Here is a 15,015-nt window from a genome sequence, read left to right on the forward strand (position 1 = left end):
GCGTCCAACGGAGAGTGTCATGACTACCAAGCTCGGTACCGCCCACTTCACGGCAACTGCTCCCCGTACCGCCACCACGCTCCTCTCCGATTTCGACTCGTTGTACGGCACCGTGCGCTCCGCACGCGACGGGTCCGTCGTCGAGCAGGATGTGGTGTTCTTCGGACGCCCCGACCCCGGCGCACAGCTCACCGGATCCGTGAGGCCACTGGGTTCGACACTCGAGCGAATCACCGAATACCACGATCAGACCGGGCATCTGGTGGCCGAGGTCTTCGTGCGGGAAGCCCCGACCACTGACGCCGGCGCCGATTCCGTTGCTGCCCTTGCTGATTTCGCCGCTCGGCGTTACGGATCTGCATCGCTACGACGGTTCCGCGGACGGTGCACCGCGACCTCCTCGGGAGCAGACCTGAACTGCTCCGTGACGGTGCTCGCCACGTACGAGAAGGACCACGAGAGCGTCACCGACGTAGCTCTGGTCGCCACCGATCCCACCGGGGTTGTCACTGCCCGGGCCTGGGCGACTCTCGCCGTCGACAATGCCGCGACTCTTGCCGGCTGAATCCCTGCAGGTCACCGAGTGGGTGTTCCATCCAGCGGGAACTGCCGTATCTCCAGCGGACGCTTCGTCGTTGTATGAGACGGATCACATCACTGGAGCGTCGCAAGACGCGGCTCGGAGGAAGACATGGCACTCGGAACCGGCCCACTCACCACTACGGACGCCCCGACGCAGTCGGGCGCCGGCGAGGAAATTCGAGAAATCGAAGCGGCAGCGCCTCCCGCGCGGTTCGCACGTGGATGGCACTGCCTCGGACTCAGCAAGACCTATCGCGACGGTCAGCCCCACCAGATCGAGGCATTCGGCACCAGCCTTGTCGTCTTCGCCGACAGCAAGGGCAACATCAAGATTCTCGACGCCTACTGCCGCCACATGGGTGGCAACCTCGCTCATGGAACCGTCAAGGGCGATTCGATCGCCTGCCCGTTCCACGACTGGCGTTGGGGCGGTAACGGAAAATGTACGGCGATCCCCTACGCACGACGCGTTCCGCCGCTGGCCAAGACGCGGGCGTGGACCACACTCGAGAAGAACGGTCAGCTGTTCGTCTGGCACGATCCCCAGGGAAATCCCCCGCCCGCCGAGGTCACGATTCCCGACATCGAGGGCTTCGGAAGCGATGAGTGGAGCGACTGGAGCTGGAACACGCTCACCATCGAAGGCTCTCATTGCCGCGAGATCGTGGACAACGTCGTGGACATGGCCCACTTCTTCTACGTTCACTACTCCTTCCCCAAGTACTTCAAGAACATCTTCGAAGGTCACGTCGCGAGCCAGTACATGGAATCGGTGGGACGTGAGGACATCATCAGCGGCACCAACTACGGCGACCCCAACGCTGTGCTTCGTTCGGATGCTTCGTATTTCGGTCCGTCGTACATGATCGACTGGATCAAGAGTGAAGCCAACGGGCAGATCATCGAAACCGTTTTGATCAATTGCCACTACCCCATCTCGAACAATGCGTTCGTGTTGCAGTACGGCGCGATGGTCAAGAAACTTCCCGGTATGGACGACGAGTCCACTGCCGCGATGGCTGCGCAGTTCACCGAGGGCGTCGAGATGGGATTCCTTCAGGACGTGGAGATCTGGAAGAACAAGGCTCCGATCGACAACCCGCTGCTGTCCGAGGAGGACGGCCCGGTTTACCAGTTGCGGCGCTGGTACAACCAGTTCTACACCGACGTCGAGAACGTCACGGAAGACATGACGAAGCGCTTCGAATTCGAGATCGACACCACCCGTGCCGTGGAGAGCTGGAAGCGGGAAGTCGCCGAAAACGTTGCCGCACGTGACGCCCAGGCGCTCGAGACAACCTCCTGATCCGCAGTCGAAAACACTGCTGAAACAACCTGACTGGATGCAAGGAACAACATGACGTACGAAGTGCTCGAACAGATCAATGCGATGGCCGACGATATTTTCGCCGAAGGTATCGAGGCCGAGCGGATCGGCCGGGTGGCCGACGACACCGCCAAGAAGATGAAGGCAATCGGTTCCATCCGCATGCTGCAGCCCAAGGAACACGGCGGCATGGAAGCGCATCCTCGCGAGTTCGCCGAGACCGTCATGCGCATGGCTTCGCTCAATCCCTCGGCCGGCTGGGTCCACGGGATCGTCGGAGTTCACCCGTGGCAGCTTGCGTTCGCGGATCCCAAGGTGCAGCAGGAGATCTGGGGATCGGATCCCGATACCTGGATGGCTTCGCCGTACATGCCCGGCGGAATGTGTATCCCGACCGACGGCGGCTACAAGTTCTCCGGCCGCTGGCAGTTCTCCTCCGGCACCGACCATTGCGACTGGGCATTCCTCGGCGCGATGGCGTGCGACAAGGACGGCAACATGGAGATGCCGCCGCGCATGCTCCATGTGATCATTCCGCGCACCGACTACGAGATCATCGAAGACTCGTGGGATGTCATGGGACTTCGCGGCACCGGTTCCAAGGACCTGGTGGTCAAGGATGCCTATGTCCCGGATTACCGCGTCATGGACTGCGACGAGGTCATCGACGGAACGGCAGTACGTAAGTACGGGCGCACCGAGACGCTGTACCTGATGCCGTGGTCGAACATGTTCCCTCTCGGCATCACTGCCGCCACGATCGGGATCTGTGAGGGAATGCTCTTCCACGCCAACGAGTACCAGGCCGATCGCATCAACGCGCAGGGCACGGCGGTCAAGGACGACCCGTACACCTTGTTTGCCATCGGTCAGGCAACTGCCGACATCCGGGCCGCCCGCGACACCCTGCTTGCCAACGTCGACCGCATGTGGGATCGGGTGGACGCCGGTAAGGAAGTGACCTTCGAGCAGCGCGCCGAGGGACGTCAGACTCAGGTGCAGGCCGCCTGGCGCGCAATCAATGCAATCGATCAGGTCTACCCGCGTTGCGGTGGCAACGCACTACGGATGGACAAGCCGCTCCAGCGATTCTGGCGCGACGCTCACGCGGGACAGCACCACGCAATTCACGTGCCGGGCACCGTATTCCACGCCGCCTCATTGAGCCGTCTCGGCGCAGATCCGCAGGGTCCGCTGCGGGCGATGATCTGATCAGACTTCGACACGAGAAATCGACAGGAACAGAACACGATGACACACACCGACATCAAGGGACTTGGCTACGTCAAGATCTCGACCAACGACATGGCACGTTGGCGCACTTTCGCTTTCGATGTTCTCGGATTCGCCAAGGGCAGTGGGCCGGACGAGAACGCCCTCTACCTACGACTCGACGAGCGTGCTGCTCGCATCGTCGTCGTCGAGGGTGAGCGCGACGAGATCGTCAACATCGGTTGGGAGGTCGCCGATCACGCCGCACTGCGCCGCGTTCAGGAGGCCCTCGAGAAGAACGGCACCGAGGTCGAGCAGCTTTCGCTTGCCGAAGCAGATGCTCGACGGGTCGAAGAGGTCATCGCCTTCACCGATCCCGGTGGAGCAGCCATCGAGGTCTTCCACGGAGCGATCCTCGACCACAGCCCCGTGGTGACGCCCTTCGGCGCTCGATTCGTCACCGGCTCACAGGGTCTCGGCCACGTCGTACTCCCGGTGATGGACAGTGCTGCGAGCTTCGACTTCTACACCGAGGTGCTCGGCTTCTACCCACGCGGCGCGTTCCGTCTGCCGGCACCGCCCGAATTCGGGCCGCTGCGAATCCGTTTCATGGGCGTCAACGAGCGTCACCACAGCTTGGCCCTGTGCCCGGCACCGCACGGCGGCGCACCCGGCCTGATTCACATCATGGTCGAGGTGGACACCCTCGACGCCGTCGGCCAGGCACTCGACCGAGTGATGAAGGACGGATTCTCCGTGTCGTCGACCCTGGGTCGTCACACCAACGACAAGATGATCTCCTTCTACGTCCGCGCACCCGGCGGCTGGGACATCGAGTTCGGCACCGAGGGCGCGAAGGTGGATCAGGACTCGTACTCCTCCGAGGAGATCACCGCTGACAGCTACTGGGGCCACGACTGGTCCGGAAGCGAACCACTGGCAGCTATGTAGTACCCGCCCGGTAGTAAACCGACGAAGGGGGCTTGTGCGAATGGTCGCGCAAGCCCCCTTCGTCGTTTCCACCATGACGCGCCCGAAAACAGACCGGTGATCCACTTCACAAATCTGCAACTCTATGACACTATTTCTAATTGAAATAGCCAGTTCACTGGTTGTGGAGCTCTAAGAGAAGTGAGGTACACGATGACACTGCAGGCTGTGGATGCTTTAGGCGGAGATTCGGCCCCGACAGCAATTCTCGATCGCGTCTCGCTGGTTCTCGACGCCTTCGACGGTCCCGGCAGGTTGACGCTCGCTCAGGTCGTTCGGAGCACCGGCCTTCCCCGCTCGTCTGCCCACCGCATGCTCGAACGTCTCGTCTCGATGCGTTGGCTGCGTCGTGACGGCCGCGACTACGAACTCGGTATGCGCCTCGTCGAACTGGGATCGCTCGCGGTTCATCAGGACCGCCTCCACGCTGCAGCCATGCCGCTTCTTCACGAGCTCTACCGCGTCACCGGTTTCGTGGTCCACCTCGGCATCCTCGACGGGCCCGACGTGGTCTACATGGAGAAGATCGGCGGACGCCTCGCCGCCGCGGTGCCGACGCGTGTGGGTGGTCGACGCCGCGCCGAGACCACTGCGATCGGTCAGGCACTGCTCGCGTTCGGTTCGCCGAAGTCCTCGGGTTACGCACTGCCCCACCTCGCCAGAATCCGCGAGTCAGGGGTTGCATTCGAATCCGGAAACGGCCTACCGGGATTCAGCTGTCTTGCGGCACCGATCGGCCCCATCGGCCGCGCTGTTGCCGCGGTATCCATCTGCGCGCCGTCGAAGGCCCTCCGCCTCGACCACGTCAGCGCAGCGCCGGTCCGTATGGCAGCCGCTGCCATTTGGCGAGGCATCGACGGCGGATCGCTGAGTGTCACTCCGACGTTGCAGCGTCGTCACCTGTTGCGCAACATGCCGACCGCAGCCGGGGCCTGACTCAGATATTCGAGCCGTTGCCGGTGAGCCCGGCCTGCTCGAGTGCCAACACGTATTCCTCGACGTTCTTCCATCTGCCGGGCGTCGAGGGCAACGGCGATCCCAGTCGGTCGTGCTCGGCAACGTTCGCGAACTCGGCGGATGCACGGTCGATGTCTTCGAGTAGTTCGCGAGCAAGGTCGATCTCTGCGCGGAAGTACCGTTCCGACCAGCGCAGTGTCATGACCGGGAACGACCACGCCGGCTCGTTCTCGGCATGATCTGCGTGAAGTTTCGCGCGTCGAATCTGCTCTTCGACATTTGCGATGTGGGCTTCCACCAGGGCCTTCAGTCGTTCAGGCTCGTTGAGGTGTCCCATCCACAGACGCAACATCACGCCGTGCTTGAGCACCGGAACTTCCACCGGCGCCTCGCGTGACCACGTCCGGACGGCGTCAGTTCCCGACTGGGTGATCGAGTAGAGGCGCTTGCCCCGCACCCCCGGCTCGGAGACGACCCGGGACTCCACGAATCCGATGCTTTCGAGCTTCTTCAGCTCTGCGTAGACCTGGCTGATGGACGGGCTCCAGTAGAAGAAGCCGACACTCCAGTCGGCCCACTTCTTCAAATCGTTTCCGGTCAGTTCCTCCCCGAACGTCAGCATCCCGAGCACTGCCCAGCTGGTAGCGGGAAGTCCTCGGGACACGTCATCAGGTTCGGACATGCCCGAAGTCTAACAATCACTGGTGATTTGCTGGTTTCGTAGAATCCGAACGGACCGCTGAGCGGGATCAAATTTGCGTGAGGCCCCTCCACCTGGCACTCGGTCGGCCCGGACCCGTGCCGAGAAGCCATTGCTGCCATTGAGTGGGACTGCCGCTGGATTACCGCCGCGCCGCCACACATCGTTGTTTCCGAAGCTGTTTGCAGAGTTTGAACAAGGAGACGACATGACCGTGGAAAACGCCGAGCCGCCAGTTCTGGACGGACGCACACTTCGCAACGTGATGAGCAATTTCTGCACCGGCGTCACCGTCATCACCGCTCACGATGGAGAGTCACCCCTCGGCTTCACCTGCCAGTCCCTGGTCTCGGTATCTCTCGATCCCCCGCTGCTCTCCTTCTGCCCGGCGAAGACGTCGACGAGTTGGCCGAAGCTTCGCGAAACAGGGACTCTCTGCATCAACGTCTTGGCACACGATCAGCAGGACATGTGTTCGGCGTTCGCACGCGGCGGGACGGACAAGTTCCTCGGCGTCGAATGGGATGCCGCCGGCAACGGCGCTCCGGCGCTGAGCGGCGCGCTCGCCCGCATCGAAGCAACGGTCGAGCAGGAGCACGACGCCGGTGATCACACGATCGTCGTCGCACGCATCACCGATCTGAACGTGCTGCGTCACGACGGTCCGCTTCTGTTCTACCGCGGTGGGTTCGGACGCTTCGACGCCTGAGTGCTCAGGCTGTCCCGCTGCGTGGGAGATGCCGGCGCCGAATCGAGACAGCACCGATAGCGTCCGAAGTAGTTGTCAGACCCTGAACTTCTCGACTGATCGGACTAACTCGATGACCACTCTCGAACCAGACACCACGGCCGCGATCACGGCGACGGTTACCACCTACCTCGACGCCGTGGCTCGCGGATCGTCAGCGAACATCGCCGCCCTCTACGCCGAGAACGCGACACTCGAAGACCCGGTCGGCAGTGAACCCCGAGTCGGCAAGGCAGCGATCACCGAGTTCTACGGCGCTCTCGAGGGCGGTTCGCAAGAGACGGAACTGCTGACCCTGCGGGTGAGCGGATCCAGCGCGGCCTTCCACTTCCGCGTCGTCACGCCGGTCGGCGACCAGATCTACGAGGTCGAACCGATCGACGTCATGACTTTCGACGCGGACGCCAAGATCACGAGCATGCGTGCCTTCTGGTCACCGGCCGATCTGATCGCACGCTGATGCGTCAGGTCAGTTGCCGCAACTGCGGAAATCGTGTCCTGGTGGAGAAGTACAGCGACGCGCACACCAGCGTCCAATGGCTCGAAGAGTCGCAAGAGGTGTGCCCGGAACTGGGGCGCGAGAACGGCCGTGCCAACGCTCAACGGACGTGTGGTGCTCTGCGCCAGACGATCAACGATCTCGCCGACGCCGGAGAGCTCGAGATGAGCCTGCGCAGCTATCCAGTGCCGGGCAAGCTGTCCTGAACGCTTCCGCGTAGCACTTCGGCGAACGTGCGCGCCGATTCCAGGTCGTCGGCGTTCGGCCGCCTCTTGCGGATTCCGCCGAACAGCTTGAACGGAAAATACGTATCCCACGCACGGGACGAGAAGGCGGCGACCACATCGAAGCCCTTCTGTTCGAGCAGCTGAACCAGCGGACGCGAGAAGCGATGAATCCCCTTGTCGGGAAAACCACTGGTAGCAAAGACAAAAGCCTTGGATCGTCGTTCTACGGCGAGCGAGTCGATGAACGAGCGTAGATCTTCGTGGTACGAGCGCAGATAGATTCCGGACCCGAAGCCCACGAGGTCGTAGCCGGCGAGCTCCGCGGAGTCGATCTCGCCCGGTTCGACCACGCGAGCATCGAGAACCTCAGCGATGACATCGGCGATCCGCCGCGTATTGCCGTGGGAGACAGAGGTGCACACGATGATCGCCTTCATCGACTGCCTTCATTCGTCGTGGACATATGCGTTTTCTCCCCAGGGTTGGTCACGGAACTCCCCCAAGGATATGGGCAGGAATAGGATCGATTGCCCATTGGTGAGGAAAGATACCCGGCATGTCAGCACGATTGAAGGGGCGAAGACGAGCGGTCAACGCGTTGATCGTCGACGTCGAACGATGGGCCGCCGAGCACGATGACGTCAAAGCTGTAGCCCTGGTCGGGTCCTACGCGCACGGCGCGGAGCGTATGGCGAGTGATGTCGATCTGATGATCCTGGCCGAAGATCCGGACGCGCTTGTGAACGGGGATTGGTTCATGCAAATCCGTCCCGACGCGCGATTCATCAGAGCCGCGAACTGGGGGCCGGTCCGAGAGCGGCGTTTCCGCCTGCGGTCCGGGCTCCTCGTCGAACTGAACTTCGCCGCCGAAAGCTGGGCGGACGTTCCCCTCGACGAGGGCACTCGACGCGTTCTCGCGGACGGCCACCGAATCCTGTACGACACGGGACCTCTCGATGTCGCTACGGGCGCGGCAAGAACTCCTCGATGAGCACCGCGACGGCCTTCGAAATCCTGGCCGCCGAAATCTCCGCCTTGCGCGGCTCTCCCCTCGTCGCGATCGACGGTGTCGATGGGAGCGGCAAGACGACATTCGCGAAAAATTTTGCAGCACAGCTGAATGCACGCCCCGTCATCGTCATTCACGTCGACGACTTCCTCAATCCGCCGGAGATTCGTCATCGCAGAGGTCGGCAATCGCCGGAAGGCTTCTGGCTCGACAGCTACGACTACGACGCCCTCGAACGCCATGTTCTCGATCCACTGACACCGGGAGGAACCCGCGAGTACCTACTACGACGGGACAGCGACGCGTACCTGCATGGAGCCGATGGAGCGATAGTCCTCGTCGAGGGCCTGTTCCTGCATCGTGACGAACTCGCCGAAAGATGGGACTACTCGATTTTCCTCGACGTGCCCTTCGAGGTCACCGCGCAGCGAATGCACCTTCGCGACGGAACGAACGCAGATCCGGAACATCCGTCGATGAACAGATATGTCGGTGGCCAACGGCTCTACTTCGCGGCCGCACGACCCTGGAGCCGAGCGGACTGCGTCATCGACAACTCCGACCCTGCCCTACCGCGCATCCTCTCCTAGTACCGCGTCGAGATCGCAAGCGATACTCGTATTTCGCCATCCCTCCCTGCCTGGGACTTCTCCCGAACGGTCGCGACAAGTCCGTTTTTACGGTTCTATGGACACGCATGCTCGTTCGTCAGATTCTCGATCACTCGAGGTGATCGTGGGGATGTGAAGGAAGTGCCACAGTGGTCGAACACATCGGCAGCAGGGCCGAAGACGCTCTCCTTCGCGGCGGCCGCTTCTTCACTCCTGGCGAGTTCTCCGCCGACCTCAGAACTGTGAATCGTCGAGGGGGACGCGACGGCGACATCTTCTACCGGGATCGCTGGAGTCACGACAAGGTTGTGCGGTCGACGCACGGAGTCAATTGCACCGGTTCGTGTTCGTGGAAGATCTACGTCAAGGACGGCATCATCACCTGGGAGACCCAGGAGACCGATTATCCGACGGTGGGACCTGACCGGCCCGAATACGAACCGCGAGGGTGTCCACGCGGGGCCGCCTTTTCCTGGTACACCTACTCCCCCACCCGCGTCCGGTACCCGTACGCACGCGGCGTGCTCGTCGAGATGTACCGCGAGGCACGAACGCGACTCGGCGATCCGGTGGATGCCTGGGCTGACATTCAAGCCGATCCGCAGCGTCGCCGAAAGTACCAGCAGGCCAGGGGAAAAGGCGGATTGGTGCGAGTGACGTGGGCGGAAGCCACCGAAATGATCGCGGCCGCGCACGTGCACACCATCAAGGAATACGGCCCCGATCGCGTTGCAGGTTTCTCCCCGATTCCGGCGATGTCCATGGTCTCGTTCGCTGCCGGATCGAGGTTCATCGAACTTCTCGGTGGCGTGATGACATCTTTCTACGACTGGTACGCGGACTTGCCGGTCGCCTCACCTCAGGTTTTCGGCGATCAGACCGACGTGCCGGAATCCGGGGACTGGTGGGACGCGTCCTATCTGATGATGTGGGGATCGAACGTCCCGGTGACTCGCACACCCGATGCACACTGGATGGCCGAAGTTCGCTACCGCGGAACCAAAGTCGTTTCGATCAGCCCTGACTACGCCGACAACACCAAGTTCGCGGACGAGTGGATGCCGTGCGCCGCCGGGACCGACGGCGCGATGGCCATGGCGATGGGACACGTCATCCTCTCCGACTTCTTCGTCGAGAAGAGCGAACCGTTCTTCGTCGACTACGTACGGCAGTTCACCGACCTGCCGTTCCTCGTCACCGTCGAGGAACGCGACGGGCGCCTGGTCGCGGGAAAGAATCTGACGGCCGCAGATCTCGGCGAATCGAGTGAGAACGCCGCGTTCAAACCGGTTCTCGTCGACAGCGTCACCGACACCGTGGTCGTACCGAACGGCTCACTCGGCTTCCGTTACGGCGACGAAGGTGTCGGGAAGTGGAATCTCGATCTCGGTGACGTGGTACCGGCATTGACCGTCGCCGCCGACGGAGGCGAGACCGCCGAAATCCATCTTCCTCGCTTCGACACCCCAGACGGTCACGGCGAGAGCATGATTCGGGGAGTGCCGGTGCGCCGCATCGGAGACCGTCTGGTGTGCACTGTCTTCGACCTCATGCTCGCGCAGTACGGGGTGCGGCGCGACGGTTTGCCCGGCCTCTGGCCCACCGGCTTCGACGACGCGAGCGCGCCGTACACCCCCGCCTGGCAGGAATCGATCACCGGTGTCAGTGCGTCGCAGGTGATTCGAATTGCACGTGAATTCGCCACCAATGCCGTCGACTCGGGTGGCCGGTCGATGATCATCATGGGTGCCGGGATCTGTCAGTGGTTCCATGGCGACGCGACGTATCGAGCTGTCCTCAGCCTGCTGATACTCACCGGATCGATGGGCCGGAACGGCGGGGGTTGGGCGCACTACGTCGGGCAGGAAAAGTGCCGCCCTGTCACCGGCTGGACAGCCGTCGCGATGGGCACCGATTGGCTCCGACCGCCTCGCCAGATGGCCGGCACCTCCTACTGGTACGTCCACACCGACCAATGGCGATACGACGGCTACCAGGCCGACGCCTTGTCCAGCCCCACCGGCCGCGGCAATTTCCGTGATCGTCACACCATGGACGTGCTGACCTCGGCCGTGTCGATGGGATGGACGCCGTTCTACCCGCAGTTCGATCGCTCCAGTCTCGATCTCGCCGACGAAGCAGACACTCACGATCGCGATGTCGTCGAACACGTCACAAGCCAATTGGCTTCGGGAGAGCTCAATTTCGCGGTCACTGATCCAGACAATCCCAAGAACTGGCCCCGGGTTCTGAGTGTGTGGCGGGCAAATCTTCTGGGTTCGTCGAGCAAAGGCAACGAGTACTTCCTTCGGCACCTCCTCGGCACGGACTCGAATCTGCAGGCGGAGCCGACACCGGAAGACCTGCGCCCGAGCGAAGTGCCGTGGAGCGACGACATCCCCGAGGGCAAACTCGATCTGCTCATGTCGATCGACTTCCGGATGACGTCCACCACTTTGCTGTCGGATGTGGTTCTGCCGGCCGCGACCTGGTACGAGAAGGCCGACCTGTCGAGCACGGACATGCACCCGTTCATTCATGCTTTCACCCCCGCCATCGACCCGCCGTGGGAAACACGTTCCGACTTCGACGCTTTCGGCTCCATCGCCAAGACATTCAGTGTCCTGGCGCGCAAGCACCTCGGGAAGCGCCGAGATGTCGTGATGGGCACACTCCAACACGACACACCTGGTGCAATGGCCTATCGTGCAGGCAAGGAACACGATTGGCGCGCTCGCGGCGAGACACCTGTCCCGGGAAAGACCATGGGCCCGCTCGTAGTCGTCGAGCGAGACTACCCAGCAGTCGCCGAACAATGGGCTGCGTTGGGTCCACTCGTCGAAAAGGCCGGACTCACCACCAAGGGCGTCACGACGCATCCGACACGCGAAGTTGAAGAGTTGGCGGCGAAACACGGGGTCTTCGATTCAGGTGTTGCCGCCGGTCGACCGGCGCTCGACACTGCCGAGAAGATGGCCGAGACAATTCTGGCGCTGTCCGGCACCTCCAACGGACGATTGGCCGTCGAAGGGTTCGCCCAGCTGGAAAAGCGAACTGGTCGACCACTGACTCACCTGGCATCCGGTAGCGAGGAACGGCGAATCACGTTCGCCGACACTCAAGCTCGCCCGGTTCCGGTCATCACCAGTCCGGAATGGTCCGGTAGTGAAACCGGTGGTCGCCGATACGCACCATTCACTGTCAACATCGAAGAACTCAAACCCTTCCACACCCTGACCGGTCGAATGCATTTCTACCTCGATCACGACTGGATCGAGGAGTTGGGCGAGCAGCTACCGATCTACCGGCCACCGCTCGACATGGCAAGCCTCTTCGGCGAGCCTGCGCTCGGTGATCGGAACGGTGGAATCGGTTTGAGCGTCCGGTATCTGACCCCTCACTCGAAGTGGTCCATCCATTCCGAGTACCAGGACAACCTGTTCATGCTCTCGCTCTCGCGTGGCGGTCCGACAATGTGGATGAGCCCAGGAGACGCTGACAAGATCGCGGTGTCGGACAACGACTGGGTTGAAGCGGTCAATCGCAACGGTGTGGTCGTGTGTCGAGCGATCGTCTCGCACCGGATGCCGGACGGGGTGGTGTACGTCTATCACGCTCAGGAGCGGACCATCGACGTGCCACTTACCGAAACGACGGGAAAGCGTGGCGGAATCCACAATTCGCTGACCAGACTGTTGATCAAACCTTCCCACCTCGCCGGCGGTTACGCACAGACGTCGTTTGCTTTCAACTACCTCGGTCCGACCGGAAATCAACGTGACGAAGTGACGGTCGTACGACGTCGCTCGCAGGAGGTGACGTACTGATGCGAGTCATGGCGCAGCTGGCGATGGTGATGAATCTGGACAAGTGCATCGGCTGTCACACCTGTTCGGTGACGTGTAAACAGGCGTGGACCAACCGATCCGGCACAGAGTACGTGTGGTTCAACAACGTGGAAACGCGACCAGGGCAGGGTTATCCGCGAACCTACGAGGATCAGGAGAAATGGAACGGCGGTTGGGTCCGCGACAAGAACGGCCGACTCCGCCTGCGTGACGGTGGCCGACTGAAGAAGCTCTCACGCATCTTTGCGAATCCGAAAATGCCGTCCATCGAAGACTATTACGAACCCTGGACGTACGACTACGAAAATCTCACGCAGGCGCCCTTGGGCGAGCACATGCCGGTGGCAGCACCACGAAGCCTGATCAGCGGCAAACCGATGAAGGTGGAGTGGTCGGCGAACTGGGACGACGATCTGGCCGGTTCGCCTGAGATCGTGCCGAACGACCCCGTGCTGAAGAAGATCAACGAGGAGGTCAAACTCCAACTCGAAGACAGCTTCATGTTCTATCTACCGCGGATCTGTGAGCATTGCCTGAATCCGTCGTGTGTCGCATCCTGCCCGTCAGGGGCGATGTACAAGCGAACCGAAGACGGGATCGTTCTCGTCGACCAGGACAAGTGCCGCGGCTGGCGGATGTGTGTCTCCGGATGTCCTTACAAGAAGGTGTATTTCAACCACAAGACGGGCAAGGCCGAGAAATGCACGTTCTGCTACCCGCGCGTCGAAGTGGGGCTGCCGACCGTGTGTGCGGAGACCTGTGTCGGTCGCTTGCGCTACATCGGCCTCATCTTCTACGACGTCGACAAGGTACTCGAGGCGGCGACCGTACCCGACGAGAAAGATCTGTACGAGGCTCAACTCGATGTCCTGCTGGATCCGAATGATCCCGAGGTCGTCGAAGGTGCTCGCGCAGAGGGCATCTCGGACGAGTGGATCGAGGCGGCGCAGAGGTCACCCATCCACGCTTTGATCAAGGACTATCGCGTCGCACTGCCCCTTCATCCGGAGTTTCGCACCATGCCGATGGTCTGGTACGTCCCGCCCCTGTCCCCCGTGGTCGATGCCGTGAGCCGCGACGGCCACGACGGGGAGGACGTCGGCAATCTTTTCGGTGCTCTCGACTCGTTGCGGATTCCGATCGAATATCTGGCCGGACTGTTCACGGCCGGCGATACCGATATCGTCGACGGAGTTCTGCGACGACTGGCCGCGATGCGTTCGTACATGCGCGACATCAACCTCGGCCGTGAACCTCAGCCCCATATCCCCGAGGCGGTAGGAATGACGGAGGAAGACATCTACGAGATGTACCGCCTTCTGGCTTTGGCAAAGTACGAGGAGCGCTACATCATTCCCACTGCCTACGCGGTCGACGGGCACAGACTCGAGGAGACGGCAACCGAGTGCGCTCTGGATTTCGACGGCGGCCCCGGTATGCACGAGTCCGGACCGTTCGGCGAGGCCAGCGGTGGCCCGGTCCCGGTGGCAGTCGAGACCTTTCACGCCTTGCGTGAGCGTCAGACGACGGAGGAATTGTCCGCCAACTCCGCTGACCCGTCCCGGGTCAATCTCCTGAACTGGGACGGCAAGGGCAAACCCACTGGGCTCTTTCCCGATCGAGGTGCGCGTCGATGATCGGGTTCGGCCGAGGCAATCGCAGAAGCGGTCGCCGCAGCGCGGTCGCGCAACACCGACTGGTGTGGCATGCCGCCGGATTGCTGTTGGCCTATCCCGACGCGGGTCAAGGCGAGCGACTCGGCGTCGTCGAGGACATCCTCGGCCATCTGCCGCCGAATTCGCGAGATCAGCTCGCCGAGACCTGTCGCTTTCTGCGTGGCTGCGACGAATACGTCGCGGCCACGCAGTACGTCGAGACATTCGACCTCCGGCGGCGCAGCACCCTCTACCTGACGTACTGGACTGCGGGCGATACACGCAATCGAGGGCGCGAGATCTTGTCGTTCGCCGACGCCTACCGCGGGGCCGGAGTCGAGCCTCCGAAGAGCGAATCGGCAGACCACCTGACCGTCGTACTCGAGTTCGCCGCATGCGTCGATCCCGAAGCCGGATCGAAACTGCTCTCAGCGCATCGTGTTCCGCTGGAGACCATCTGGTCTGCACTGACCGACTCGACCTCACCGTACGCGCCGGTTCTCGCGGCGGTGTGCGGAACACTGCCGTCCGTGTCGAATCAGGACGTCCTTCGAGCCCAGCATCTAGCGGCGTCGGGTCCGCCGGCCGAAGCAGTCGGACTCGAACTCTTCACCTTGACCGTCCCACCCCGCCGTGAAGGAGTGACGTGA

General features: G+C 62.1%; 15 protein-coding genes. 13 read left to right on the forward strand and 2 right to left on the reverse strand.

The annotated features are described in order from the left end of the window. Positions 1–19 precede the first annotated feature (19 nt). The 5 genes from I7X09_RS25330 (at position 20) to I7X09_RS25350 (ending at position 5,047) form a co-directional block, all read left to right on the forward strand. A complete protein-coding gene (locus I7X09_RS25330; protein ID WP_200314242.1) occupies positions 20–565 on the forward strand; it encodes a hypothetical protein in 546 nt (181 codons plus the stop codon). A gap of 126 nt (positions 566–691) precedes the next feature. Continuing rightward, positions 692–1,888, forward strand: a complete 1,197-nt coding sequence (locus I7X09_RS25335; protein ID WP_200314249.1) for a Rieske 2Fe-2S domain-containing protein — start codon at positions 692–694, stop codon at positions 1,886–1,888. A 51-nt stretch (positions 1,889–1,939) separates the two neighbouring features. Continuing rightward, positions 1,940–3,121, forward strand: coding sequence for an acyl-CoA dehydrogenase family protein (locus I7X09_RS25340; protein WP_019749417.1), 1,182 nt, complete (start codon positions 1,940–1,942; stop codon positions 3,119–3,121). Positions 3,122–3,160: 39 nt separating this feature from the next. Continuing rightward, complete coding sequence (gene bphC, locus I7X09_RS25345) at positions 3,161–4,072, forward strand: biphenyl-2,3-diol 1,2-dioxygenase (RefSeq protein ID WP_019749416.1); 912 nt, start codon at positions 3,161–3,163, stop codon at positions 4,070–4,072. Between the two features lie 192 nt (positions 4,073–4,264). After that, a complete protein-coding gene (locus tag I7X09_RS25350) occupies positions 4,265–5,047 on the forward strand; it encodes an IclR family transcriptional regulator (RefSeq protein ID WP_206029392.1) in 783 nt (260 codons plus the stop codon). Between the two features lies 1 nt (position 5,048). On the opposite strand, the gene I7X09_RS25355 is transcribed toward I7X09_RS25350, so the two are convergent. Continuing rightward, the gene (locus I7X09_RS25355; RefSeq protein WP_020968789.1) at positions 5,049–5,750 is read right to left on the reverse strand and encodes a PadR family transcriptional regulator; all 702 of its coding nucleotides are present in this window, start codon (positions 5,748–5,750) and stop codon (positions 5,049–5,051) included. 226 nt (positions 5,751–5,976) lie between these two features. Between I7X09_RS25355 and I7X09_RS25360 the strand changes: the two genes are divergently transcribed. The 3 genes from I7X09_RS25360 (at position 5,977) to I7X09_RS25370 (ending at position 7,221) form a co-directional block, all read left to right on the forward strand. After that, positions 5,977–6,477: a flavin reductase family protein gene (locus I7X09_RS25360; protein ID WP_019749413.1), complete on the forward strand. Its 501-nt coding sequence runs from the start codon at positions 5,977–5,979 to the stop codon at positions 6,475–6,477. A 112-nt stretch (positions 6,478–6,589) separates the two neighbouring features. Beyond that, positions 6,590–6,976, forward strand: coding sequence for a nuclear transport factor 2 family protein (locus tag I7X09_RS25365; protein ID WP_200314251.1), 387 nt, complete (start codon positions 6,590–6,592; stop codon positions 6,974–6,976). Beyond that, complete coding sequence (locus tag I7X09_RS25370; RefSeq protein WP_019749411.1) at positions 6,976–7,221, forward strand: hypothetical protein; 246 nt, start codon at positions 6,976–6,978, stop codon at positions 7,219–7,221. The genes I7X09_RS25365 and I7X09_RS25370 overlap by 1 nt, the downstream gene beginning before the upstream one ends. On the opposite strand, the gene I7X09_RS25375 is transcribed toward I7X09_RS25370, so the two are convergent. Next, entirely contained in the window at positions 7,194–7,679 is a 486-nt protein-coding gene (locus I7X09_RS25375; protein ID WP_200314253.1) for a flavodoxin family protein, read from the reverse strand. The two genes, I7X09_RS25370 and I7X09_RS25375, sit on opposite strands and share 28 nt — an antisense overlap. Before the next feature lie 119 nt (positions 7,680–7,798). Here I7X09_RS25375 and I7X09_RS25380 point away from each other — a divergent pair, with 119 nt between their 5' ends. The 5 genes from I7X09_RS25380 to narJ all read left to right on the forward strand — a co-directional run bounded on the left by I7X09_RS25380 (position 7,799) and on the right by narJ (position 15,015). After that, a complete protein-coding gene (locus I7X09_RS25380; protein WP_200314255.1) occupies positions 7,799–8,233 on the forward strand; it encodes a nucleotidyltransferase domain-containing protein in 435 nt (144 codons plus the stop codon). Continuing rightward, the gene (locus I7X09_RS25385) at positions 8,230–8,841 is read left to right on the forward strand and encodes a uridine kinase (protein ID WP_200314257.1); all 612 of its coding nucleotides are present in this window, start codon (positions 8,230–8,232) and stop codon (positions 8,839–8,841) included. Before I7X09_RS25380 ends, I7X09_RS25385 begins: the two co-directional genes overlap by 4 nt. A 170-nt stretch (positions 8,842–9,011) precedes the next feature. Continuing rightward, the gene (locus I7X09_RS25390; RefSeq protein WP_200314259.1) at positions 9,012–12,689 is read left to right on the forward strand and encodes a nitrate reductase subunit alpha; all 3,678 of its coding nucleotides are present in this window, start codon (positions 9,012–9,014) and stop codon (positions 12,687–12,689) included. Further along, positions 12,689–14,347 carry a nitrate reductase subunit beta gene (gene narH / locus I7X09_RS25395; protein WP_200314261.1) on the forward strand — a complete coding sequence of 553 codons (1,659 nt, stop codon included), beginning with the start codon at positions 12,689–12,691 and terminating at the stop codon, positions 14,345–14,347. The genes I7X09_RS25390 and narH overlap by 1 nt, the downstream gene beginning before the upstream one ends. Beyond that, positions 14,344–15,015: a nitrate reductase molybdenum cofactor assembly chaperone gene (gene narJ, locus I7X09_RS25400; RefSeq protein ID WP_200314263.1), complete on the forward strand. Its 672-nt coding sequence runs from the start codon at positions 14,344–14,346 to the stop codon at positions 15,013–15,015. Before narH ends, narJ begins: the two co-directional genes overlap by 4 nt.

This window comes from Rhodococcus sp. P-2 (assembly GCF_016598535.1).
Taxonomy (GTDB): Bacteria; Actinomycetota; Actinomycetes; order Mycobacteriales; family Mycobacteriaceae; genus Rhodococcus_F; species Rhodococcus_F baikonurensis.